At 74.2% G+C, this 23131-nt stretch carries 16 protein-coding genes; 5 read left to right on the top strand and 11 right to left on the bottom strand.

Features of this window, described 5'->3' with window-relative positions; all coding sequences use genetic code 11:
• Positions 1 to 35: 35 nt before the first annotated feature.
• The 4 genes from ACIBNE_RS02935 to ACIBNE_RS02920 all read right to left on the bottom strand — a co-directional run bounded on the left by ACIBNE_RS02935 (position 36) and on the right by ACIBNE_RS02920 (position 4173).
• Positions 36 to 1133: an acyl-CoA dehydrogenase family protein gene (locus ACIBNE_RS02935; protein ID WP_399268811.1), complete on the bottom strand. Its 1098-nt coding sequence runs from the start codon at positions 1131 to 1133 to the stop codon at positions 36 to 38.
• Positions 1130 to 2311 carry an acyl-CoA dehydrogenase family protein gene (locus ACIBNE_RS02930; protein WP_399268809.1) on the bottom strand — a complete coding sequence of 394 codons (1182 nt, stop codon included), beginning with the start codon at positions 2309 to 2311 and terminating at the stop codon, positions 1130 to 1132. The genes ACIBNE_RS02935 and ACIBNE_RS02930 overlap by 4 nt, the downstream gene beginning before the upstream one ends.
• Positions 2308 to 3276, bottom strand: coding sequence for an NADPH:quinone oxidoreductase family protein (locus ACIBNE_RS02925; RefSeq protein ID WP_399268807.1), 969 nt, complete (start codon positions 3274 to 3276; stop codon positions 2308 to 2310). Before ACIBNE_RS02925 ends, ACIBNE_RS02930 begins: the two co-directional genes overlap by 4 nt.
• Positions 3277 to 3429: 153 nt before the next feature.
• The gene (locus ACIBNE_RS02920; RefSeq protein WP_399268805.1) at positions 3430 to 4173 is read right to left on the bottom strand and encodes a PIG-L deacetylase family protein; all 744 of its coding nucleotides are present in this window, start codon (positions 4171 to 4173) and stop codon (positions 3430 to 3432) included.
• 114 nt (positions 4174 to 4287) lie between these two features.
• Here ACIBNE_RS02920 and ACIBNE_RS02915 point away from each other — a divergent pair, with 114 nt between their 5' ends.
• The gene (locus ACIBNE_RS02915; protein ID WP_399268803.1) at positions 4288 to 5451 is read left to right on the top strand and encodes an ABC transporter ATP-binding protein; all 1164 of its coding nucleotides are present in this window, start codon (positions 4288 to 4290) and stop codon (positions 5449 to 5451) included.
• Here ACIBNE_RS02915 and ACIBNE_RS02910 read toward each other — a convergent pair.
• The 5 genes from ACIBNE_RS02910 to ACIBNE_RS02890 form a co-directional block, all read right to left on the bottom strand.
• Positions 5448 to 6221, bottom strand: coding sequence for an aquaporin (locus ACIBNE_RS02910; RefSeq protein WP_399268801.1), 774 nt, complete (start codon positions 6219 to 6221; stop codon positions 5448 to 5450). The genes ACIBNE_RS02915 and ACIBNE_RS02910 overlap by 4 nt on opposite strands.
• A gap of 83 nt (positions 6222 to 6304) precedes the next feature.
• Positions 6305 to 7315: an ABC transporter substrate-binding protein gene (locus tag ACIBNE_RS02905; protein WP_399268799.1), complete on the bottom strand. Its 1011-nt coding sequence runs from the start codon at positions 7313 to 7315 to the stop codon at positions 6305 to 6307.
• Positions 7312 to 7989, bottom strand: a complete 678-nt coding sequence (locus ACIBNE_RS02900) for an ABC transporter permease (protein WP_399268797.1) — start codon at positions 7987 to 7989, stop codon at positions 7312 to 7314. Before ACIBNE_RS02900 ends, ACIBNE_RS02905 begins: the two co-directional genes overlap by 4 nt.
• Positions 7986 to 8666, bottom strand: a complete 681-nt coding sequence (locus ACIBNE_RS02895) for an ABC transporter permease (RefSeq protein ID WP_399268795.1) — start codon at positions 8664 to 8666, stop codon at positions 7986 to 7988. Before ACIBNE_RS02895 ends, ACIBNE_RS02900 begins: the two co-directional genes overlap by 4 nt.
• 115 nt (positions 8667 to 8781) lie before the next feature.
• Positions 8782 to 12258 (bottom strand): S8 family peptidase, encoded by a 3477-nt coding sequence (locus tag ACIBNE_RS02890; RefSeq protein WP_399268793.1) that lies wholly within the window; start codon positions 12256 to 12258, stop codon positions 8782 to 8784.
• Positions 12259 to 12517: 259 nt separating this feature from the next.
• On the opposite strand from ACIBNE_RS02890, the gene ACIBNE_RS02885 reads away from it, so the two are divergent.
• Positions 12518 to 13723, top strand: a complete 1206-nt coding sequence (locus ACIBNE_RS02885; RefSeq protein ID WP_399268791.1) for an alpha/beta hydrolase family protein — start codon at positions 12518 to 12520, stop codon at positions 13721 to 13723.
• Between the two features lie 7 nt (positions 13724 to 13730).
• On the opposite strand, the gene ACIBNE_RS02880 is transcribed toward ACIBNE_RS02885, so the two are convergent.
• Positions 13731 to 14696 (bottom strand): MBL fold metallo-hydrolase, encoded by a 966-nt coding sequence (locus ACIBNE_RS02880; RefSeq protein ID WP_399268789.1) that lies wholly within the window; start codon positions 14694 to 14696, stop codon positions 13731 to 13733.
• A 167-nt stretch (positions 14697 to 14863) separates the two neighbouring features.
• On the bottom strand, positions 14864 to 15790 hold the full coding sequence (locus tag ACIBNE_RS02875) for a serine hydrolase (protein ID WP_399270029.1): 927 nt from the start codon (positions 15788 to 15790) through the stop codon (positions 14864 to 14866).
• A gap of 159 nt (positions 15791 to 15949) precedes the next feature.
• Between ACIBNE_RS02875 and ACIBNE_RS02870 the strand changes: the two genes are divergently transcribed.
• From ACIBNE_RS02870 to ACIBNE_RS02860, 3 genes are all read left to right on the top strand, one after another.
• Positions 15950 to 17026: a LysR family transcriptional regulator gene (locus ACIBNE_RS02870; RefSeq protein WP_399270027.1), complete on the top strand. Its 1077-nt coding sequence runs from the start codon at positions 15950 to 15952 to the stop codon at positions 17024 to 17026.
• A gap of 156 nt (positions 17027 to 17182) precedes the next feature.
• Positions 17183 to 18154, top strand: coding sequence for a carbohydrate-binding protein (locus tag ACIBNE_RS02865; protein ID WP_399268787.1), 972 nt, complete (start codon positions 17183 to 17185; stop codon positions 18152 to 18154).
• A 990-nt stretch (positions 18155 to 19144) separates the two neighbouring features.
• A complete protein-coding gene (locus tag ACIBNE_RS02860; RefSeq protein WP_399268785.1) occupies positions 19145 to 23125 on the top strand; it encodes an amino acid adenylation domain-containing protein in 3981 nt (1326 codons plus the stop codon).
• The last annotated feature ends 6 nt before the right edge of the window (positions 23126 to 23131 follow it).

Raw genomic sequence — 23131 nt, 5'->3', positions numbered from 1 at the left:
AACAGTACGTAAGGGAGATCCTCGCAGGCGGCCCCTTACTCCGGAGCGGGGAGTTCCGCCAGCTCCGCGACGGTCTCGCGGTGGCGGCCCGGGGTTCCGTAGGCGATCTCGTCGGCCTTGGCCCGCTTGAGGTAGAGGTGCGCGGGGTGCTCCCAGGTCATGCCGAGCCCGCCGTGCAGTTGGACGCACTCCTCGGCGGCGCGGACCGCGACGGGCGCGGCGTGCGCCTGGGCGAGCGCGAGGGCGAGGGGCGCTTCGGCGCTCCCCGTGGCGAGCGCGTCGGCGGCGTTGCGGGCGGCGGCCCTGGTGCCCGCGACCTCCAGCCAGAGCTGGGCCATGCGGTGCTTGAGCGCCTGGAAGGAGCCGACGGGCCGGTTGAACTGGTGCCGGGTCTTCGTGTACGCGACGGTGGTCTCCAGGCACCACTCGGCGATCCCCAGCTGCTCGGACGCGAGGAGCCCGGCGCCCGCCGCGAGGCCGCGGCGGACGGCGTCGCGGCCGGTCCGCGGGTCGGCGAGGAGGGCGGTGCGCGCGGTGTCCCGGGCGACGGTGACCTCGGCGAGCGGGCGGGTGAGGTCGAGCGGGGTGAGCGGGGAGACGGTGACGCCGGGGCCGTGCGCGTCCACGGCGTGCAGTCCGTCCGGGGCGAGGACGAGGAGCACGTCGGCGGCAGCGGCGTCCGCGACGGAGGTGGCGGTCGGGGCGTGCGCGCCGTCCCGGACGTGCGGTCCGTCTGGGGCGGTGCCCAGTGGGAGGGCGAGCACCGCGACCGTGCCGCCCGCCGCCAGGTCCGCGAGGAGCCCGGACACCGCGTCCGTCGCCGTGTCGCAGCCCAGCAGGACCTGCGTCGCCACGACCGAGCAGGTCAGGAAGGGTACGGGCGCCACGGCCCTGCCCAGTTCCTCCAGGACGACCGCCGCCTCGCGGTGCGTCGCGCCCTGGCCGCCGAACTTCTCGGGGACGAGGAGCCCGGGGAGTCCCGTGTCCGCCATCGCGCTCCACAGTGCCCGGTCGTGGGCGTCCCCGCCCTCGATCCAGGACAGCACGCGCGCCGCGTCGCAGTGGTCGGCGAGCAGGGAGCGCACGGCGGCCCGCAGGTCCTCCTCGGTCTGCGAGTAGAGCAGGTCGTTCATCGCGTCAGGTCCTTCCAGGCGACGTCCTTGTCGTCGCGGGGCTCGGCGGGCAGTCCGAGCACGCGTTCGGCGACGATGTTGAGCAGCACCTCGCTGGTGCCCCCCTCGATGCTGTTGCCCTTGGAGCGCAGGTAGCGGTAGCCGGGGTCACGGCCCGTGAAGTCGACCAGGTCGGGGCGGCGCATGGTCCAGTCGCCGTACAACAGCCCCTCGTCGCCCATGAGTTCCACTTCGAGGGAGCTGATCTCCTGGTTGAGGCGGGCGAACAGGAGCTTCGTGCCGGAGCCCTCGGGGCCCGGCTGGCCCGCCGCGAGGCCCTGGCGCAGCCGTTCGCCGGTGAGCCGGGCGACCTCGGCCTGGACCCACAGCGTCAGCAGCCGCCGGTGCAGGTCGTGGGTGCGCAGGTCGGGGCGGGCGCGCCAGGTGGCGGCGACGGGGCCGATCATGCCGCCCTCGCGCGGGAGGCGGGCGCCGCCGATGGAGACCCGCTCGTTCATCAGGGTGGTCCGCGCGACCCGCCAGCCCTCGCCGACCTCGCCGAGCCGGTACGCGTCGGGGATCCGCACGCCGCTGAGGAACACCTCGTTGAACTCCGCCTCGCCGGTGATCTGGCGCAGCGGGCGCACCTCGACGCCGGGGTCGGTCATGTCGCAGACGAAGTAGGTGATGCCCCGGTGCTTGGGGGCCTCGGGGTCGGTGCGGGCGATGAGGATGGCGAACCCTGCGACGTGGGCGCTGGACGTCCAGACCTTCTGTCCGTCGACCACCCACGCGTCGCCGTCGCGGACGGCCCTGGTGCCGAGGGCGGCGAGGTCGGATCCGGCGCCGGGCTCGCTGAAGAGCTGGCACCACACTTCCTCGCCGGTCCACAGGGGGCGCAGGAAGCGGCGCTTCAGCTCTTCGGAGCCGTACGCGAGGATCGTCGGGGCGGCCATGCCCAGGCCGATGCCGATCTTGCGCGGGTCGTTGTCGGGGGCGCCCGCCGCGGCGAGTCCGGCGTCGACGACGGCCTGGAGGGAGCGCGGCGCGGCGAGTCCGCCGAGGCCGACGGGGTAGTGGACCCAGGCGAGCCCGGCGTCGAAGCGGGCCCTGAGGAAGTCGGTGCGGTCGGTGGTGGCCGGCGGGTGGGCGGCGAGCAGTTCGGCGGTACGGGCGCGCAGTTCGGCGGCGTCGGTCATCGGCCGCCCTCCCCGGGGACGACCGCGACGCGGCCCGTGGTCGCGCCGTCCGCGACGCGCTGCACGGCGTCGGCCGCGCCGGGCAGCGGGACGCGCTCGCTGACCAGCGGCTTGACGACGCCCCGCGCCGCGAGCCCGGTCAGCTCCTCGTGGCAGGCGCGGACGGCGGCGGGGTCGTGCTGGTTGTACAGGCCCCAGTGCAGGCCGACGATCGAATAGTTCTTGACCAGCGCGTGGTTGAGGGCGGGCGTGGGGATCGCGCCGCTCGCGAAGCCGACGACGAGGATGCGCCCCTCGAAGGCGACGCACTTCGCCGACTGGGCGTACGCGGCGCCGCCCACGGGGTCGTAGACCACGTCGGCGCCCCGGCCGCCGGTCGCCTCCTTGACCCGCGCGACGACGTCGTCGACGCGCCGGTCGATCACCGCGTCGCAGCCCGACTCGCGCGCGACGGCGGCCTTCTCGGCGCCGCCGACCACTCCGATGACCGTCGCGCCCGCCGCCTTGCCGAGCTGGACGGCGGCGCTGCCCACGCCCCCGGCCGCGGCGTGCACCAACAGGGTCTCGCCCGGCTGGAGGCGGGCCCTGCGGTGCAGCCCGAACCAGCCGGTCTGGTAGCCGACGTGCAGTGCGGCGGCCTCGGCGTCGTCCAGCGCGTCGGGCGCGGGGAGCAGGGCGGCGGCGTCGGCCACGGCCCACTCGGCGAAACCGCCGTGCGGCAGCGCCGGGTTGGCGATGACGCGGCGGCCGTCCTCGGTCTCGCCGCAGATCTCCACGCCGGGCGTGAAGGGCAGCGGCGGGGTGAGCTGGTACTGGCCCCGGCACAGCAGCGCGTCGGGGAAGTTGACGTTCGCGGCGCGCACCCTGAGCAGGACCTGCCCCTCTCCCGGTGCGGGGCGCGCCGCCTCTTCGAGGCGCATCGCCTCGCGGGGCTCGCCGTTCCGGTGCACTCGCCATGCCTGCATGAGGGGCCTCCACAAACCATCGGCTCTGCCGCTACCAGGCCGCATACTAAGCAGTCGCTTGGAGTCTTGGGAACAGTGCGCCCCGGGAAACGGCGCGGCCGGGCCCCGCGGCGCGGGACCCGGCGGTCAGGAGCGCGGCCCGTGCCGCGCGGCTCAGCGGCCGAACAGCTCGAACGCCACGGCGGGCCGCCCGCCGAAGCGCGGCGCCGCCGCCATCGCGTTGCCCGTCAGGAACGTCCGGCAGTACTTCTCCGGGTCCTCGTCCGTCAGCGCCTCGATGTACGCGCGGTGTTCGAGCAGCGAGAGCACCGAGCGCTCCAGGCCCGGCGTCGCGTCCACCGCGTGCGTCGGCGTCGCGGAGCCCGCGACGGCCACCCAGCGCACCCCGTTCCAGGGGTCGAGCCCCTGCCCGGTCAGCTCGGGGAAGATCCAGCGGTTGCCCGCGTCCGCCGCCGCGTCCAGCGTCGCCCGGCCGACCGCCCGGTGGTCGGGCGTGTTCCAGGGGGCGCCTGGGCCGCCGCCCCAGGTGTCGCGGTGGTTGAGCGTGATCACCAGCTCGGGGCGGTGGCGGCGGACCGCGGCGGCGATGTCGCGGCGCAGCCCGAGCCCGTACTCGATGGTCCCGTCGCGGTGGTCGAGGAACTCCACCGCGTCCACGCCGACGACGGCGGCGCTCGCCCGCTGTTCGCGCTCGCGCAGCGGCCCGCACGCGTCGGGGGCGATGCCGTCGATGCCCGCCTCGCCCCGGGTCGCCAGCAGGTACGTCACTTCCTTGCCCCGGTCGGTCCAGGCGGCGATGGCCGCCGAGCAGCCGTACTCCAGGTCGTCGGGGTGGGCGACGACGGCGAGCGCGCGCTGCCAGTCTTCGGGCATGGGGGCAAACTGCTGTTCGGTCATGGGGCACACCCTAGTGACCGCCGCACCGCGCATCGCGACCTGCGCGGTTCCCGTGTCTCCACGGACAGTTCAGCATCTCGTGCGGCCCCTTCCCCGCGCTCCTACCGTGGAGTCGTGATCCGGTTCGAGCAGGTCTCCAAGGTGTACGCGGACGGCACCACCGCCGTCGACGCCCTGTCCTTCGACGTCGCCGAGGGCGAGCTGGTGACCCTGGTGGGGCCTTCCGGCTGCGGCAAGACGACGACCATGATGATGGTCAACCGGCTGATCGAGCCGACGTCCGGGCGGATCCTGGTGGACGGCGAGGACATCGCGCGGGTCGACCCGGTGCGGCTGCGCCGCCGGATCGGCTACGTGATCCAGCAGGTCGGCCTCTTCCCGCACCGCACGGTCCTCGACAACACCGCGACCGTGCCCGCCCTGGTCGGCTGGAAGAAGGCGAAGGCCCGCGCCCGCGCCGCCGAACTCCTCGACCTGGTGGGCCTGGACCCCGGGACGTACGGCTCCCGCTATCCGGCGCAGCTCTCGGGCGGTCAGCGCCAGCGCGTCGGGGTCGCCCGCGCGCTCGCCGCCGATCCGCCCGTCCTGCTGATGGACGAGCCGTTCGGCGCGGTGGACCCGGTCGTGCGCGAGCGGCTGCAGAACGAGTTCCTGAACCTCCAGGCGACGGTCCGCAAGACGGTCCTGATGGTCACGCACGACATCGAGGAGGCCGTCCGGATGGGCGACCGGATCGCGGTGTACGGCGCGGGGCGCATCGAGCAGTACGACACCCCGACCACGGTCCTCGGCACGCCCGCCAACGCCTACGTCGCCCGGTTCGTCGGCGCCGACCGGGGGCTCAAGCGGCTCTCGGTCACTCCGGTGGAGGCCGCCGACCTGGAGCAGCCGCCGCTCGCGCGGTTCGAGGACCCGGCCCGCTCGGCCGCCGCGGCGCTGCGCGCCGAAGGGGCGCGCTGGGCGGTGGTGCTGAACGCGTCGGGCGAACTGCACGGCTGGGTGTCGGCCGACAGCCTGGCCATCGCGGGCGGGCAGGGCACGGTGGGCGAGCTGGCGCGGCGGATGGAGGCGTGGGTGCCGCTGGGAGCCCCGCTGAAGCAGGCGTTCGGCGAGATGCTCCAGCACGACGCGGGCTGGGTGGCGGTGCTGGACGGGACGCGGTTCGCGGGCGTGCTGACCCCGGCGAAGCTGCACGAGGCGCTGCGCCGCTCGGTGGACGCGGAGGCTCAGGGCATCGCGCGCGAGGACGTGGAGTTCGACTCGGTGGCGGACGCTTAGGGGCGCGGGGCAAGGGCGGCGGGGGCGGCGGGCGCCGCGCCGGAGGACTGGGGAACGGCCGCGGGCGCGGCGGGGGCCGCCGCCCGCTCCGGGGGTCCGTACAGCCAGGCCGCGACCGCCACCCCCAGCGCCCAGCCCGTCAGCTGCGCCGCGACGTAGCCCGGCACGGAACCGGGGGCGATGCCGGTGAACGAGTCGCCCAGCGCGCGGCCCGCCGTCCCCGCCGGATTGGCGAACGAGCCGGACGAGCTCCACCAGATCGCGGCGGCGAGGTAGCCGCCGACGGCCAGGGGCGTCCAGCGCGCCCGCCCGGTGCGCCTGAGGCCCGTGATGAGCACGACGAGCCCCGCGGTCGCCGCGGCCTCGGCCAGCAGCAGGTGCGGTTCGGACCGCTCCCGCACCGACCAGTGCGCGGGCTCCCTGCCGTACGTGAGCCCGGCGAACTGGCTGCCCGCGACCGCCCCCGCGAGCTGCGCCCCGATGTAGAGCGCGGCATCGCGCCCCGGCGGTCCTTCGCCGCCGCGTCTGCGCTCCGACCAGGCGAGGAGCGTGACGACGGGGTTGAGGTGGCCGCCCGAGACCGGGCCGAGGAGGGTGAGCAGCAGAGTGAGGGCCAGCGCACTGGCCAGCGAGTTCGCCAGGAGCTGGACGCCGGGGTCGCGGCTCAGCCCGACCGCCTTGGCGCCGGAGCCGATGACGACGGCCACCAGCGCCGCCGTCCCCGCGCACTCCGTCACGACCCGGCGCGACAGCGTCTTCCCCGCCCTCACGGCGCCCTCCCCAGAACGTCCCTGAACCGTCCCGGGCCGCGCCCGGGATCCATTCACCGGAAACTATATTCCGAATCACGGAATCAGTCGATCAGGCCCTTCTCGGTCAGGTACGCCTTCGCCACGTCCTGCGGGAGCCTGCGCCAGCTGTCCACGCGCTCGTTGAGCGCGGCCAGGTCCGCGGTGGTCAGCACGGTGTTGAGGCGGGCCAGCGCCGCGGTGATCCCGGTGCTCCCGGCGCGCGCCCGGTTGACGACGGGGACGATGAAGTCGGCGTTCTGGAGGCGCTTGTCGTCGGCGAGCAGGACGAGGCCGAACGCGTCGAGGGTGGCGTCCGTCGTGGTCGTCAGCACCATCTGGTCCCGGCCGCTCTGCACGGCCTGTTTGGCCTGGGTGGTGCCGACGCCCTTGGGGTCGACCGCCGTGACGTCGATGCCGTACACCCTGCGCAGCCCGGGGGCGCAGTACGGGCGCTGGACGCACTCGTCGCCCGCCGCGAGCCGCACCGGCAGCTTCGCCGCCCCGAGGTCGCTGAGCGTCCTCAGCCGGTGCTCCTTCGCGTACGCGGCGGTGACGGCGAACGCGTTCTGGTCGACGGCCCTGCCGGGGTCCAGGACGGCGAGGCCGCGCGGGGCGGCCAGCGCGCGCAGCGCCTTCATGGTGGCGGCGAGGTCGGGCGAGCCCACGGTGGGGGCGTCGGGGCCGTTCGTCTTGGCGTTCAGCCAGTCCGCGAAGGTCGCCGCGTACTCCGGCACGACGTCGATCTGGCCGCTCTCCAGCGCGGGCTCGTAGAGCTCCCGGTTGGTGACGGAGAGGATCTTGGTGCGGTATCCGGCGCGCTCCAGGAGCAGCGCGTACATCTGGGCGAGGAGGTCGCTCTCGGTGAAGCCCGCCGAGCCGACGGTCAGGTTGCGGCTGTCGCCGGGCGGTGCGGTGACCTCGCCGCGGTTCTCCAGGGCGGGGCCCGTCGCGCAGGCGGTGAGGACGGCGGCGAGCAGCGGTCCGGCCAGCAGGGCCCGCAGCCGGGGCCGGGGCCAAAGCCGGGGCGCCCGCCGGGAACCGCGCCGTCGTGGCGTCCCGCGCGGCGCCGTCATCCGCCCGTCCCGTCGCGCACCCACTGCGGCGCGAGGCGCTGCCCCAGCTCGAACAGTCCCTCGACGACCAGCGCGAAGACCGCGACCAGCACGGCGCCCGCGACGACCTGCGGGGTCGACGCGAGGTTGAAGCCCGCGGTGATGATCCGGCCGAGCCCGCCGCCCCCGGCGAGTGCCGCGAGCGTGGCCGTGGCGACGAGCTGGACGGCCGCGATCCGCACGCCGGTCAGGATCAGCGGCAGCGCGAGGGGGAGTTCCACGTGGAACAGCAGCTGCCGCCCGGTCATGCCCATGCCCCGCGCCGCGCGCACCACGTCCCGGTCCACCTCGCGCATCCCGACGTACGCGTTGGTGAGCAGCGGCGGCACGGCGAACAGCACCAGCGCGATGATCGTGGGCCACTGCCCGTGCGTGCCCAGCGGGGTGAGGAGGAGCAGCACGAGGACGGCGAAGGTGGGCACGGCCCGCCCGACGTTGGAGAGGTTGACGGCGAGCGCGCCGCCCTTGCCGATGTGGCCCAGGAGCAGGGCGACGGGGAGTGCGATCAGGGAGCTGAGCAGCAGGCACACGGCGGTGAGGAAGAGGTGTTCGCCGAGCCGGTCCCAGACGCCGCCCTCCCCCGACCAGTGGGCCGAGGTGGTGAGCCAGGACCAGGCCGCTTCCAGGGTGTTCACGCGGGCACCGCCCTGGTCCAGGGGGTGAGCAGCCGCTGGACGCCCAGGAGCAGCAGGTCGGCGGCGACGGCGATGACGACGCACAGCACGGACGCCGTCAGGACCTGCGCCTTGAAGTACGAGTTCATGCCCGTGTAGATGAGGTTGCCCAGGCCCCCGTAACCGACGATCGCGCCGACCGTCACCAGCGAGACGGCGGAGACGGTGGCGATGCGCAGCCCCGCCATGGCGGCCGGCAGGGCCAGCGGCAGTTCGACCGCGAGCAGCAGCCTGACCGGCCCGTACCCCATGCCGCGCGCGGCCTGCCTGGTCTCTTCCGGCACGGCGCGCAGCCCGGCGAGGATGTTGCGGACGAGCAGGGTGAGCGAGTAGAGGACCAGGCCCGCCACCACGAGGGAGGCGGAGAGCCCGTACACCGGCAGCAGCAGCGAGAACATCGCCAGCGAGGGGATCGTGTAGAGCACGGTCGTCAGGCCGAGCACGGGGCCGGAGGCCCAGCGCCAGCGGCGCGCGAGCACCGCGAGCGGCAGGGCGATCAGCAGGCCGAGCGCGACGGAGGCCGCGGTGAGCTGGAGGTGCTGGAGCACCGCGTCCCAGAGGATCTCGCGGCGGCTGGAGAGGTAGGCGCCGCAGATCCACTCGTTGCGCGCGAGGCAGTCGTCGGGGGGCGCGGTCACCCGTCCATTGCAGCCCGGAACGCCGCTCCCCCGCACGGCCGGCTGGGCCGTACGGGGGGGGTGGGGGTGGCCCGGCGGGCCGTTCGAGGTCCGCCGGGCCGGGGGTCCTACCGGGTCACTTGCCCCAGTAGGCGTTCTCGATGGTCTGGCTGAAGGTGTTGCCCTGCTTGTCGACGAGCTTGGCGCGCAGCGAGATCGCCTTGCCCGCCTTCGGGTTGAGCACGGTCACCGAGCCCTTGACGACCGGGGTCGGGAGCCAGGTCCTGCCGTCGAGGCTGAACTCGACCTTCAGCGACTTGACGCCCGCCGTGGCCGCCGCGCCCTGGACGATCACCGGCACGCGGGCGGGGACGCCCGCACGGGCGGTGGTGTCGGAGGCGAGCTTCGGCGCGAAGCGGACCACGGAGAACGGCACCATCGCGGCGGAGTCCGTACGGCCCGAGGTGAAGGTCCAGTTCGCGGAGACCTTCGTGGGCCGGGTCGCGGGGGTGGTGCGGTCGGCGGTCACCGCCAGCTCGTAGCGGCCTTCGGCGGCGGGCACCTTGTAGCCGGTGTAGCAGAAGTCGTTGTACAGGGGTGCCGGCACCGCCACGCCGTCGCGAGTCAGGGTCGTGCTGCCCGGGTCCTCCTCAAGTCCGGGGGCGCTCCAGTGGCCGCCGGCGTCCCGCATGACGTCCGCGCACACCTTGAGCAGGTCGCCCTCGCGGGTGATGCCCTGCCCGCCGCCGACGTTGGCGCCGTAGACGCCGACGCCCATGTCGCGCCGGTAGGTCTTGCCCGCCTCGTAGGACTCGTAGGAACGGCCGTGCCTGAGCTCGACGGACTCCTCCGTCTCACCGAGCTGGAGGAGCCGGGGGCTCCACTGGGCGTCGGGGCTGTCCGAGGCGAGGAAGAGCCTCAGGTTCCTGGGCAGCGGACGGGGAGGGCCGAAGTGCGGGAAGATCGAGACCCATCGCCCGCCGAGTATCGGTTCGATGCCGAAGGTCCCCTGCTTTCCGGGCCGTTGCGCACCGAGGCGCAGGTCGAGCGCGGCGAAGTCGCCCGCCTTGGCACGCCGTTCGAGACCGGTGGCCAGCTTGGTGACGGCTCCGCCGTAGAGGTACTGGTACTCCCTGTCGCCGTTCTCGGCGACGGAATGGAACAGCTGGGTGAGCGTGCCTCCCGAGGAGTAGTCGGGTCCGTACTGGGCGAACCGCACCCCGTCGAAGCCGGGGCTGTTCGCCCCCACGGTGAAGCCGATGCTCTCGACGGGGTGGCTCAGTTCGATGGACGTGCTGGCGAACCGGGACTTCGCGGCCGGATCGGGGCCCTTGATGGAGACCGGCCGCGCCGTGCGCGCGTCCAGCGTCACCTCGGTGTCCCCGTTCACTTCGAGGTGGGGCGCCGCGATCTGGCTGTACTTGCCCGTGCTCAAGCCGAGGAACGCCGTGAGGAAGTAGACGCCCTTGGGCACGCGCAACGTGACGTCGGCGCCGCCGTCCATCGGGGAGCCGCCCGTTCCTGCCCATTCTCCGGCCAGCGGATTCAGGTACGTGTCGTGGTCGGGCTCGGCCTGTCCCTCCAGACCGACATGACGGACCGTCAGGCTGTAATGCTCGCCCTCGCGGTCCACGGCGGCGTTCGTGCGCAGCGTCTGGCCGCCGCCGGTCGCGGTGACCGTCCCGGCGTAGACGCCGTTCAGGGTGCCGCCGAGCCTGGTGTCGGCGGTCAGCCGAACGACGGCGGTGTCGCCTGCGGGGACGGTGACCCGCTGCTCGGAGAGCGTGAACATGCCCTCCGGGGCCGGCTTCCCTCCGGGCCCCCTGCCGCTCGCCTTCAGGTCGAGGGTGACCGGGGCGTCGCCGAGGTTGCGGTAACTGATCTTCTTGGTCGTGGGCTCGTCGTCCTCGTGCGGGAACGACTGCTTGTCGAAGGAGAGCGACGCGGGCTCGGACACGACGCCGTTCTCCAGGGCGGCGGAGACGTCGACGCGTCCGCTGCCCTCGGCGAACAGATCGTGGCCGCCCGACTTGGCGGACCCCATCAGGACCGCCTTGAGCTGCTCGCCGGTCCACGTCGGGTGCCGCTGCTTCAGCAGGGCCGCGGCGCCCGCGACGTGCGGCGTGGCCATCGAGGTGCCCGAGATGGTGACGTAGCCGGCCGGGTTCTCGCCGACCTTCTGCGCGATGGTGCTGCCGGGCGCGGAGGCCGCGGTGACGGCCACGCCGGGCGCCGTCACGTCGGGCTTGAGACCTCCCTTGTCGGCGCTCGGGCCCCAGCTGGACCTCGCGTACATGGCGTCTTTCTTGTCGACGCCGCCCACGGTGAGGGCCTTCTCGGCGCTGCCGGGCGACTCGACGGTCCCCGCGCCCGGCCCCGAGTTCCCGGCCGCGACGACGAAGAGGATGCCGCGTTCGGCCGAGAGCCGGTTGACGGTCTCCTCCAGCGGATCGGTCCACGGGCCGTTGCGGGCGCCGAGGCTGAGGTTGACGACGTCGGCGTTCTGCTCGGCGGCCCACTCCATGCCGGCGACGACCTCCGAGTCGGAGCCGGCGCCCTCGTCGTTCAGGACCTTGCCGTCCAGGATCTCGGCGCCGGACGCGACGCCGCGGTACTTGCCCGCCGAGCCCTGGCCGGTGCCGGCGGCGATGGAGGCGACGTGGGTGCCGTGGCCGTGCCGGTCCTTCGCGTCGGGGGAGTCGGAGAAGTTCCGCTCCGCCGCCTGGCGGCCCTTCAGTTCGGGGTGGGTCTCGTCGACCCCGCTGTCCAGGACCGCGATCCGCACGCCCTTGCCGTCGAGGCCCTTGGACCAGGCCGCGGGGGCGCCGATCTGCGTGGTGCTCGTGTCCAGGCTGGCCGTGCGGACGCCGTCCAGCCAGACCCTCGCGAGGCCGGGGGCGGCAGTGACCCCGGAGCGGCCTGCGGCCGGGGCGGCGGTGAGGGTGTCCCAGACGGTGCGGACGGCCGCGTCGGAGACGGTGACCGCTTCCGCGTTCAGCCGGGGGAGGGCGCGGCGCACCCGGACGCCGCCGTCCTCGCGCAGTTCGCCCTTGAGCGCCTCGGCGGACGCGGTGGGGGCCGGGGCCGCGGCCTTGGCCGCCTTCGCCCCCTCGTACCCGATGATCAGGGGGAGGCCGCCGCCGGTTCCCGAACCCCCGGCGGCCTTCGCGCCCTTGGCGCTCTTCGCGGCCTTGGCGCCCTTCGCGTGCTGCCGCGCCCGGAGCAGTTCGACCGTGTCGAAGAGCCTCGGGTCGAGCCTGCCCGCGCTGACCAGTTTCCCGGCGTCGGACGGGAGGACGCGGGTGCTGCCGTGGACGCGCTCGGTGCGTACGGGGATGTGCTCGCGCCCCTTGGCCAGGGCCACCCGCACCACCGCGCCCCGCGCGTCCACGCTCACCTCGTCGCCCGTGATGAGCGTGAGGGTGTGGGCGACGGGCCCCGGTGCCGATCCCTGCTTCGGCTTCTGCTGCGGCCCTTCCTGCGGTCCCTGCCGCGCCGATGGAGCGGCGGTTCCCGGCGCGCCGTGGGCCGGGAGGGCCAGCACGGTCCCGGTGACGAGCGCCAGCACCGCCGTCGCGGCGGTCGTGGCGAGCCCGCTGGATCTTATGTGCAACTCTGCTCCTCAGTGCGGTGGTTGAGCGTGCGCGTCGAACCGAGGCGCCCAAGTGGCCGCGTGGCCACGTGAGTCGTGTGTTCCCTGTGGTTCTGTCTCTTCGACGCCCCGGTCCCCCCGGGATGTTTCACCGCGGGACGCGTGGGTTTCGGGCGCGGCCCGCGAGCGGCCCGTATGCGACTGAAGTCGTACGCCCGGCCGCCAGAAGGCGACCCCTGGTCTGACGCGCCGCCCGTCCGCCCCGTCTAGCGTCGTCGCCATGCCCACACCGAACGGGTCCTCAAGGACCGCGGCGCTCGGCTGCGCCCTCGCACTGCTCCTGCCCCTGACGCTCGCGGCGACGGCGAGCGCGTACCCCTCGGCGCCCCCGGACGCCACCACGTCCGCCGCCCGCCCCGAACGTCCCGCGACCGGCCCGCGCCTCCCCGCGCCCACCGGCCCCCACGCCGTGGGGAGTTCGACCCTGCACCTGGTCGACCGCTCGCGGCCCGACCCGTGGGTGCCGGACGCCGACGGGCGCGAACTGATGGTGACCATGTACTACCCGGCCGCCGAGCCCGGCGGCGGCAGGCCCGCCCCGTACGCCACCACGGCCGAGGTCGAGCTGATGATGAAGGGCTTCGGGATGACCGGGGTCGAGCCCGCCGAGGTGAGCGGGTTGCGCACCAACAGCCGCGTCGACGCCCGGCCCGCCAAGGGGCGTCACCCGCTCGTGGTGCTCTCCCCCGGATTCGGCGCCTCGCGCTACACCCTCACGCACATCGCGGAGGACCTGGCGAGCCGGGGGTACGTGGTGGCCTCCGTCGACCACGCCTACGAGTCGCTCGGCACCGCGATGCCCGACGGCCGCATGCTGACCTGCGTGGCGTGCGTGGCCGTCGACGAGAACGGGGTGGACCCCGGCGTGCTCACGGCCGCGCGCGCCGCGGACGTCTCGTTCCTGCTGGACCGGCTGACCCGCCCGCACCCCGGCTGGCGGTACTCCGACGTCATCGACCGCCGCCGCGTAGGCATGGCGGGGCACTCCATCGGCGGCGCGAGCGCGGCCACCGCGATGGTGGGCGACCGCAGGGTGCGGGCCGGGATCAACATGGACGGGGCGTTCTGGGACGCGCTGCCGCCGCAGGGGCTCGACGGGCGGCCGTTCATGATGCTGGGCACCGAGACGGACCACCTCCCCGGCGGCCCCGACAAGACGTGGGACACGACGTGGCCCGGCCTCGGCGGCTGGAAGCGCTGGCTGACCGTGGCGGGCTCGGAACACTTCACGTTCTCCGACAAGCCCGTCTACGACGACCGGTTCGGCCTGCCGCACTCCCCGCTGCCCCCGGAGCGCGCGGTCGCCCTCACCCGTGACTACGTCGCGGCCTTCTTCGACCGGCACCTGCGCGGACGGCCGCAGCCGCTGCTGGACGGGCCGAGCGCGAGCAACCCGGAGGTGAGATTCCACCGCCCGCAATCCTGAGTGACCGTCAGAAACGGTACGTCGTACGGTAGTCGGGCACGATCACCCTGCTGTACGGGCTCGCCGCGCGCACGTCGCGTGCGAACCGGTCCAGGTCCACGCCCTCGTCGCGCACGGGCCCGTCGGCGAGCGGCAGTTCGAAGTTGTCCCAGTGCACGGGGACGACCGTGCCGGGGTGGTCGAGCGCGGCCATGAGGCGGGCCGTGTAGCGGTACGTGGACGAGCTGCCGGGCGGCGGGACGAGGGCGGCGTCAGGGCGCAGCCCGGTCAGCTCGCGGGCGCTGAAGTCGCTGGCGCCCATCATGAACACCGAAGGGCCGTCGCCCACGGTGAGCTGGAAGGCGAGCGTGTCGCCCTCGGGCAGGTCGCCGATGGTGCGCGGGGTCTCGGCGGGCGGGGCGGTGAGGGTGCCGGGCAGCAGGTAGGCGTGCGCCTTGTTGCGGCTGTGCCGCGAGGACACCGCCTCGACCACGTACCCGTCGAAGTCCAGCACCTCGCCGCCGCGCACGACGATCAGCTGCGCGGCGGGCACGCCCATGGCGCGCAGCAGGTGGTACGTGGTCTCGGTGCCGATCACCTTGGCGCCGGTGGAGCGCGCGATGAACGGCACGTCGTTGACGTGGTCCCAGTGGCTGTGGCTCACCATGATCAGCTCGGGGCTTCCGGTGTGCCGCGCGACCAGGGCCTCGTCGGTGCGCAGCGCCGTGGCGGGGTCGAAGCGGCCGCTGAACACCCCGGTGTCGAAGCGGGTGACGTACGGGTCGAAGAGGACCGTGCGGCCCGCGAAGTCGACGCGCCAGCCGGTGGTGCCGAGCCAGCGGTAGGAGGCGGCGCCGGCCTTGGCCCGCTTCCCGGCGGGGGCGGCGGAAGCGGCCGTCGCCGCACCCGCGCCGAGGGCGGGGGCGGCGACGCCGACGGCGGCGGTGCGCATGAGGAGACGGCGGCTGGGAGGGGTGGTGCGGTGGTTGCTCATGGGCCGTACGAGATCAGGCTCCGGGCGCCCGCGTCCAAGGCCCGTCCCCGCAAGATACCCATGACGACGAGGGCATCACAGCAGGTCAGGGCAGGTTCCAGGGCACCGCGTCCGGCCGCTCCGCAGTGCGTCGTCCCTCAGCTCGTCGTCCCTCAGCTCGTCATCCTTCAGCGCGCGCCCCTCAGCGCGTCGACAGCCGCTCTCGCCGCCCTGCCGATCGTCGCGTCCACGGCCGGGCGGTCGGCGCGGGCCGAGGCGGCGGAGGCCGTGGCGGCCCTGTCCATGGCGGCGGTGTCCCTGGCGGCGGAGTCCGTGGCAGCCGCGTCCGTGGCGGCGAACACCGCGAGCGCGTACCGGCCGCCGTCCGGATGGGTCACCACCCCGACCTCCATGTGCAGTCCGGGCAGCGTGCCGGTCTTGGCGGCGATCCGGACGCCGTCGGGGAAGCCGGAGACGATGCGGTGCCGGAACACCTGGCGCTCCATCAGCTCCCGCACCCACGCACAGGCGGCGGGGGAACCGGCGCGGTCCTGCCAGATGAGCCGCAGCAGCCGCGTCATGTCGCGGGCGGTGCCGCGCGTGGTGCGGTCCGCGTCGAGGACGCGCAGGGTGCGCAGCTTCTCGGGGCCGAGGGTGGGGTAGAGCCGCGCGAACTCCGCCTCGTCGCGCGCGCCGACGTCCTGGAGCATCGACGCGAGCAGCTCGCGCGGGCCGCCGACGACGCGGGTGCGGTCGAGGCCCAGCTCGGCGGCGAGCATCCGCACCGTGTCGAGCCCGACGTGCCGCAGCAGGGCGTCGGCGGCCGAGTTGTCGCTCACCGACATGGTGAAGAACGCGAGGTCGCGCAGGGACATCTCGACGTCGTCCAGGCACCCGGCGGTGCCCCAGCCGCCGAGGCGGTCGGCCCTGCCCACGGTGACGCGGTGGCGCGGGTCGAGCTGTCCGGCGTCGGCCTGCCGGGCGAACTCCAGCACCAGCAGGACCTTGAACACGGAGGCGAGGACGACGGGCTCGTCGGCCCCGACGGCGATCTCGCGCCCGCTGTCGAGGTCGAGGGCGTGCAGCCGGACGCGCGCGCCGACGGCCTCGAACATCGCGCCGATCCGGTGCGCCACGGCCTCCGGGTCCGCCCCGCTTCCCGCTCCCCTCTCGTCCGCCGTCGCCTCCAGGCCCCGTACCGACTGGTCCACGCCGCCCCTTCGCCCTCTTCGTCGTGCGTCCGGGCGATCGCGTAGGGTCGCCCGGTGGATCTCATACGCCACTTGCGCCTCTTCATTGTCGTCGCCGACGAACTGCACTTCGGCCGGGCCGCCGAGCTGCTCGGTGTCGCCCAGCCGCAGCTCAGCCGTGCCGTGCGCCGTCTGGAGCGGGAGCTGGGCGCCGAGCTGTTCGACCGGTCGCGGCGCGCGGTGCGGCTCACCGCGGCGGGGACGCTGCTCCGCGAGGAGGCGCGCGACCTGATCGGCCGCGAGGAGCGGCTGCGCCGTCTCGTACAGCTCGCGGACTCCGGCGCGCTCGGCGAACTGCGGGCGGGCGTGCCGCCGCAGACTCCGGCCCGCACCCTGCACGCGCTCCTCGCCACCGCCGCCGAGCGTCACCCCGGGCTGCGGCTCGACCTCCAGGAGCTGGACTCCGCCGAGCAGGTGCGGCTGCTGACCACCGGCCAGCTCGACGTGGGGCTCGTGCACCAGCCGTGCGACGCGCCCGAACTGCACGTCGGCCCCGCGTCGCCCGTCGCGCTCGGGGTCCTGCTCGCGCGCACGTCACCGTTGGCCCGCCGCGCGGAGGTGGCGCTCGCCGAGCTGGGCGGGCACGACCTGGTGCTCCTGCCGAGGGCGGCGGCGCCCGGCTGGTACGACCGGGTGCTCGACGTCTGCCGGGCGGGCGGGTTCGTGCCGTCGGCGCTGCGCCACGCGCGCGATCCGGAGTTCCTGACGGGTCTGGTGTCGGCCGGGCACGCGGTGGCGTTCGACGACGGGCTGACGGCGGCGCGCGAGCCCCGGGTGGCGTGGCGGCCGCTCGCCGGGCGGCCGTTGGTGCGCGGCCTCTCGGCCGTGTGGCCGCGCGAGGCCGCGCATCCGGCGGCGCGGGACGTGGCGCGGATCGTCGCGGAGACGGTCGCCGAGGACGCGGCGGCGGGCGGCGGGACGGCGGCCTGGACCGGGGGCACCGGGGCAGGGGGCGCCTGGACCGGAGGCGCCGGACCCGGGGACGTCGGGACCGGGGACGTCGGAATCGCGGGCGGCGGCACCGGAGCGCTCGCTGGTACCGAGGGCGGCGCGACCGGTGACGCCGTGCGGCCTTGGTCGGTGGTGTACGAGCCCCGGTAGCCCGGTAGCTCCGGCGGGGAAGGAGCGCGGCGCGAAAGCGACCACCGGGACGCCTGATGTCCCCCGCGGCCCTTGACACCCCCGAACATGACATGGACATTACTAGCCGCTCCCGCCCCCGCCTTCACCCAGGTAACCGGTCACAGGAGGAGCCCCATGCAGAGCACGCTCACGGGCCACAAGCTCAGAACCGCTCTCGCCGCACTGGCCATCGCCACCGCGGCCGCACTCGGCGCGTTGCAGAGCGCCGACCCCGCCACCGCACGCCCCGCCGCCGACACCACCACGACCCCCGCCGCCCCCGCCGCCGTCTCCCCGGACGCCCCGCACCGGGGCACCGTCGCCCTGGCCAGGACGCCCGGCCACCGCACCGCCCACGACGCGGGCCGCGACCGCGCCGTCGCCGCGCTCAAGGAGGCCCGCGCGACCGGGCACCGCACGGCGCCCGGCGTCGCCGCACCCACCCACAACTGGTGGGGCGTCTTCCCCCGGTCCGGCACCCACGACGGCATCACGGCCACGCACAGCGTCGACCCCGCGTACCGCGTCGCCAACTCCCAGAACTTCACCTACGCGCCCACCACCAAGGCGCAGAACTCGTGCATCGAGGTGGTGACCGCCTACTGGAGCGCGGGCGCCGAGATCTGGGCCTGGGACTGGTGCTCCGACCCCGGAGGCCCCGCGAAGACCCTGCCGGTGAACGCCGACTTCAGGGCGAAGTACACGACCACCACCGACGGACTGCTCACGTACGGCGTCCAGCTCTCCAAGGACGCCGGTTCCGGCAACAGCTGGTCCGCGTACCTCTACAACCAGCGCTCCGCGCAGTGGGAGCTGCTGTACCGGCAGTCGGGGCGCGACCGCAGCGCGCTCGACCACGGCTGGGACATCTTCGAGATCTACGCGACGGTCAACCCGTCGACCGGCACGGGCCACTACTGCACCGAGGCCCGCAACACGGTCTTCGACAGCCGCTCGATCCAGCTCCGCGCCAACGGCTCCTGGCAGCCCGCGACACCGGCCGACTCCCCCTGGACGTCGCAGAACCCGAACGGCCGTGACTTCCTCTGCCCGGCCCTGAAGTTCCTCAAGGCCGGGGCCAACGACCACTACACCGTGCGGCAGTAGCCGCCCGCGACCCCGCGTCGCCATCCGCCGGACGGCGGCCCCGCAGCCACCGAAGCCACCGGGACCGCCGATTCCTCCACGCCCCGCCCGCTCCCCGCCACCTTCCCGTCCCCCGCGGCTCCCCCGCCCCCCGCGGTCTCCGGCTCCCCGCCGCCAGCGCGAGCGCGGCGCGACCATGGCCAGGACGTGCTGGACGGCCAGCGGGGCGAGCCGCCGCGGCGGCACCCGCTCGCCCACGCCGTCCGGCACCCGCTCGCCCGCGCCGTCCGGAGCCGCGCGTACCGGTGTCGGCCGTCGTCGTCCGGCCTCCAGCCAGGGCAGTTCGGAGGATGCGTAGCGGTACTCGCGTTGGGCGCGGCCGGGAACAGTGCGCGCACCTCGCTCTCCCGGTACGGGGCGAAGTGCGGGACGACGTACTCCCAGCGCAGGTAGCCCTCGACGGTCACCTCGAAGATCCGCCCGGACGGCGAGTCGGTGACCAGGGTGTTGCCGTTGGCGAGCCGCTGCGCACGCGCTGGAGTTCACCGGCGAGCGCGAGCCGGACCGCGAGTTCCCCGATAACGGCCGAAGGGAAACGGCCGACGGGATTTCCCGTAGCGCGGAAGAATTTCTCAACGTGCCTTATGCGGCCCGCCGAACACAATACCCCCTGGGCCCGCCCTGCCCTTCCGGACCTTCTTTTCTGCCCCTTCGGGCAGCCTTGGCGCACCCGCGAACTATACCAGCGAGTAGCAGACGGGATACCGGCGAGTATCCGGATGGAGCGCCATTGACAGACTCAGAAGCCCTGGTCAATCATCACTTCCGAGAGCGGCACGGAGGACCGTGTTCCGCTCTTTACCTATTGTTTGACATACCACACAGTCCATCACGCAGTGCATTACGGACCGCATTGAGACTCGGCAGACCCCGCTGAGACATTTATCCAGTCACCACTGTGAATGAGCATCCCGCAGAGGGGAACAGTCGGCCTTGCCCGCGAATCAAGAGTTGCGTCGTTCCACCCCCGAACAGCCCGGCACGACGCCCCCCGGAAGCGCCCTCCTGCCGCGCGCCGACCGGTCCGCGCCGTTGGTGCTGTCCCACGCGCAGCAGCGGCTCTGGTTCCTGGCGCAGATGCCGGGCGCGAGCGAGGCCTACCACATGTCGCTGACGGTGGAGCTGCGCGGCGCGCTGGACAGGGCGGCGCTCAGCAGGGCGTTGGACGCGGTGGTCGCCCGCCACGAGCCGCTGCGCACCCGGCTGGAGGCCGACGCAGGCGTGCCCTTCCAGGTGATCGACCCGGCCGACACCGGATTCCCGCTGGCCTTCGAGGACCTGACCGGCTCGGAGGACGCCGAGGACCGGCTCGTGGCGCTCGCGCTGGACGGGACGACCGCGCCGTTCGACCTGGAGCGGGGCCCGCTGGCCCGCGGGCTCCTGGTCAAGCTGGCCGACGACCGGCACGCCCTGCTCCTGGCCTTCCACCACACCGTCACCGACGGCTGGTCGATGGGCGTCCTCACCCGGGAACTCAGCGCCCTGTACACCGCGTTCACCAGCGGCGCCGACGATCCGCTGCCCGCCCTTCCCGTGCGGTACGCCGACTTCGCGGCCTGGCAGCGGCAGTGGCTGTCCGCGGAGACCGCCGAGGCGCAGGGCGCGTACTGGCGCGAGACCCTCGCGAACGCCCCCGCGCTCCTCGAACTGCCCACCGACCGGCCCCGCCCCGCCGAGCAGGACTACCGGGGCGCACGCGTGCCCGTCACCATCGACGAGGAGCTGACCGCCGCGCTGCGGACGCTCGCCAGGCAGAACGGCAGCACCCTGTTCAAGACCGTGCTGACGGGCTGGGCGCTGACCCTCTCCCGCCTCGCGGGCACGGACGACGTGGTGATCGGGGCTCCCGCGGCCAACCGGACCCGGCCCGAACTCGAAGGGCTCATCGGCTTCTTCGCGAACACCGTCGCGCTGCGCGTCGACCTGTCGGGCGAGCCGACGGTGGCGGACCTGGTGCGCCGGGCGGACGCCGCGGTGCTGTCGGCGCTGCACCACCAGGACCTGCCCTTCGAGCAGGTCGTCGAGGTGGTGAACCCGCCCCGGAACCTCGCGCACACCCCGCTGTTCCAGACGATGCTCGCCTGGCAGGTGGCCGAAGAGGAGGCGCTGGCGCTGCCCGGCGTCGAGACCGTGCCGCTGGACTTCCCGCGCCTGTCCGTCGCGTTCGACCTGATGCTGCACCTCACCGCGCGAGACGGCCGGGTCGCGGGGAGCCTCGACTACGCGACCGCGCTCTTCGACGCGGCGACCGCCGAGCGCCACGTGCGCCAACTGCTGCACGTCCTGCGGCAGATGGCAGACGACCCGCAGCGGCCCGCGACCGCCCTGACGCTCCTGGACGAGCGGGAACTGCACCAGGTCCTGGTCGAGTTCAACGACACCGCGGCGGCCGCGACCTCCGCCGGTCTGGTCGACCGGTTCGAGGCGCGCGTACGGGAGCGGCCGGGCCAGGTCGCCGTGGTCCACGAGGACGAGCGGCTCGACTACGCGACGCTGGAGCGGCGCGCCAACCGCCTCGCCCAGGCGCTGATCGCCCGGGGCGTGCGCACGGACCGGGTCGTCGGGCTGCACATGGGCCTCTCGGTCGACCTGGTGGTCGGCATCCTCGGCGTGCTCAAGGCCGGCGGCGCCTATCTGCCGCTCGACCCCGCGCTCCCCCACGAACGCCTCGCGGGCATGGTGGCGGACGCGGGCGCCGTACTGGTGCTCGGCGACGCGGACGGCGCTCCGGGACCCGGCGGCGACGCGCCCGCGGTGCCCTGGCTGCGGCTCGCCTCCGTGGAGGCCGACGCCCCGCGCGACGACGCGCCCGGCCTCCCCCACCGGCCCGACGACCTCGCGTACGTCATCTACACCTCCGGCTCGACCGGCCGCCCCAAGGGCGTCGCCGCGACCCACCGGGGCATCCTCAACCTGCTGGACTACTGGGGCGAGGAGTTCGGCGCGACGCCCGGTCTGCCGTCGGCGATGTGGCCGAGCTTCGCGTTCGACGCCTCGGTCCAGGAGTTCCTGCTGCCGCTCACCACGGGCGGCGTGCTGCGCCTCGTGCCGCAGGGCGTGCGCGAGGACCCCGAGGCGCTGATCGGCTGGATGCGCGAGCACCGCGTCGTGGACGTCCTGCTGCCGCCCTCCTTCGTGCGGTGGATCTGCGAGGCGCCCGAGGAGCGGCTGGCGTCTCTCGCGCTGCGCTGCGTGCGCACCGGCCTGGAGCCGCTGCCCGAGGACGCGCTGCACCGGATGGAGCGGGCCCTGCCTGGGCTGCGCGTCCTCAACGGCTACGGCCCGACCGAGACCGCGCTGTACTGCACCGCGCACCTGGACCCGCTGCCGCTCGCGCGCCAGGCGCCGATCGGCCGCCCGGTCGCCAACACCCGGGCGTACGTGCTCGACGAGCGGCTGCGCCCGGTGCCGATCGGCGTCGCGGGCGAGCTGTACATCGCGGGCGCGGGCCTGGCGCGCGGCTACCTCGGCCGCCCCGACCTGACCGCCGAGCGCTTCGTGGCCGACCCGTTCGTGCCGGGCGCGCGCATGTACCGCAGCGGTGACATCTGCCGCTGGCTGCCCGACGGACAACTGCTGTACGCGGGCCGCCGCGACCACCAGGTCAAGCTGCGCGGCTTCCGCATCGAGCTGGGCGAGATCGAGGCGACGCTGCTCGACCAGCCGGGCGTCACCGGGGCCGCCGCGCTGGTGGACCGCGACGCGGCGGGCGAACCGCAGCTGATGGCCGCCGTCGCGATCGAGGGCGCGGAGCCCAGGCCGGTCGCCGAGTGGCGGGCCGCGCTCGCGCGCCGGCTGCCGGGACACATGATCCCCGCGGTCTTCGTGGAGCTGGCGAAGCTGCCGGTGACCCGCAACGGCAAGCTGGACCGGGCCGCCGTCGTGGAGCTGGCGCACGCGGCGCAGCCCGCCCAGGTGAACCAGGCGAGCCCGCGCGACCACATCGAGCTGACGCTGTACCAGATATGGCAGAGCGTGCTGCTGCGGACCGAGATCGGCATCCGGGACGACTTCTTCGACATCGGCGGCACGTCGATCTCCGCCATCAAGCTGATCCACGCCGTGCGCGAGGCGTTCGGCGAGGCGCTGACCATCCGCGACCTCGTGATGCACCCGACCATCGAGGACCTGGGCGGGCGGCTGCGCCGCGGCGCGTCGGGCCCGCCGCCGAGCAACCTGCTCGACTTCCGCGCGGGCGACGGCGGCGCCCGGGTGATCTGCGTCCACCCGGCGGGCGGCACCGCGTTCTGCTACCTCTCGCTGGCCAAGGCTCTGCCGGACGCGGTGGGCGTGCACGGCATCCAGTCGCCTGGGGTCAACCCCGGCGAGGCGTCCCTGCCGACCGTCGAGGCGATGGCCGAGTCGTACCTGGAGCTCGTCGCCCCGCTGCTGGCCGAGGGCGGGCCGCTGGTCCTCACCGGGCTCTCGTACGGCGGTCTGATCGCCCACGAGATGGGTCGCCGCCTCGCCGACGCGGGGCACGAGCGGGTGAGCGTGGTGCTGCTCGACACCCAGGCCACGGACGACGCGGAGCGCCGCGCGGCCGTCACGCCGGTGGACCTGGCGGAGTTCCGCGACAAGCTCGTCAAGTTCAACGGGATGTACCCGGGCATCGACGACGAGCAGATCCGGCAGTACTTCCACATCTACAACCACAACCGCATGACCACGAGCGTCCACGTGCCCGCGGCGACCGCCGCGCGCACGGTCCTGATGCAGGCCGTCGAGAACGCACCCGGCCCCCTCCTGACGGAGGTGCGGGACTTCTGGCGGAGCCGCGCCAAGGGCGGATACCAGGTGGAGTCGGTGCGCTGCGACCACTGGGAGATGTTGGAGTCGGACGCGGTGCTGCGGATCGCGGCGCGCATCGAGGCGGAACTGCGGGAACTGCCGGGTCGCACCGGCACGGCGGACACCACGGAAAAGCGGTAGGCGGAA

The sequence above is a fragment of the Streptomyces sp. NPDC050504 genome (assembly GCF_044458065.1).
GTDB lineage: Bacteria > Actinomycetota > Actinomycetes > Streptomycetales > Streptomycetaceae > Streptomyces.
Note: the sequence above shows the minus strand (reverse complement) of the source record. Positions and strands in the feature narration are given on the sequence as shown.

Bases quoted from the DNA above. Each gene is read 5' to 3' on its own strand.
- ACIBNE_RS02930 (WP_399268809.1), bottom strand. From the start codon at position 2,311: ATGACCGACGCCGCCGAACTGCGCGCCCGTACCGCCGAACTGCTCGCC.
- ACIBNE_RS02920 (WP_399268805.1), bottom strand. From the start codon at position 4,173: ATGACCGAACAGCAGTTTGCCCCCATGCCCGAAGACTGGCAGCGCGCG.
- ACIBNE_RS02875 (WP_399270029.1), bottom strand. From the start codon at position 15,790: ATGTTCGAGGCCGTCGGCGCGCGCGTCCGGCTGCACGCCCTCGACCTC.
- ACIBNE_RS02880 (WP_399268789.1), bottom strand. From the start codon at position 14,696: ATGAGCAACCACCGCACCACCCCTCCCAGCCGCCGTCTCCTCATGCGC.
- ACIBNE_RS02885 (WP_399268791.1), top strand. From the start codon at position 12,518: ATGCCCACACCGAACGGGTCCTCAAGGACCGCGGCGCTCGGCTGCGCC.
- ACIBNE_RS02905 (WP_399268799.1), bottom strand. From the start codon at position 7,315: ATGACGGCGCCGCGCGGGACGCCACGACGGCGCGGTTCCCGGCGGGCG.
- ACIBNE_RS02865 (WP_399268787.1), top strand. From the start codon at position 17,183: ATGCAGAGCACGCTCACGGGCCACAAGCTCAGAACCGCTCTCGCCGCA.
- ACIBNE_RS02925 (WP_399268807.1), bottom strand. From the start codon at position 3,276: ATGCAGGCATGGCGAGTGCACCGGAACGGCGAGCCCCGCGAGGCGATG.
- ACIBNE_RS02935 (WP_399268811.1), bottom strand. From the start codon at position 1,133: ATGAACGACCTGCTCTACTCGCAGACCGAGGAGGACCTGCGGGCCGCC.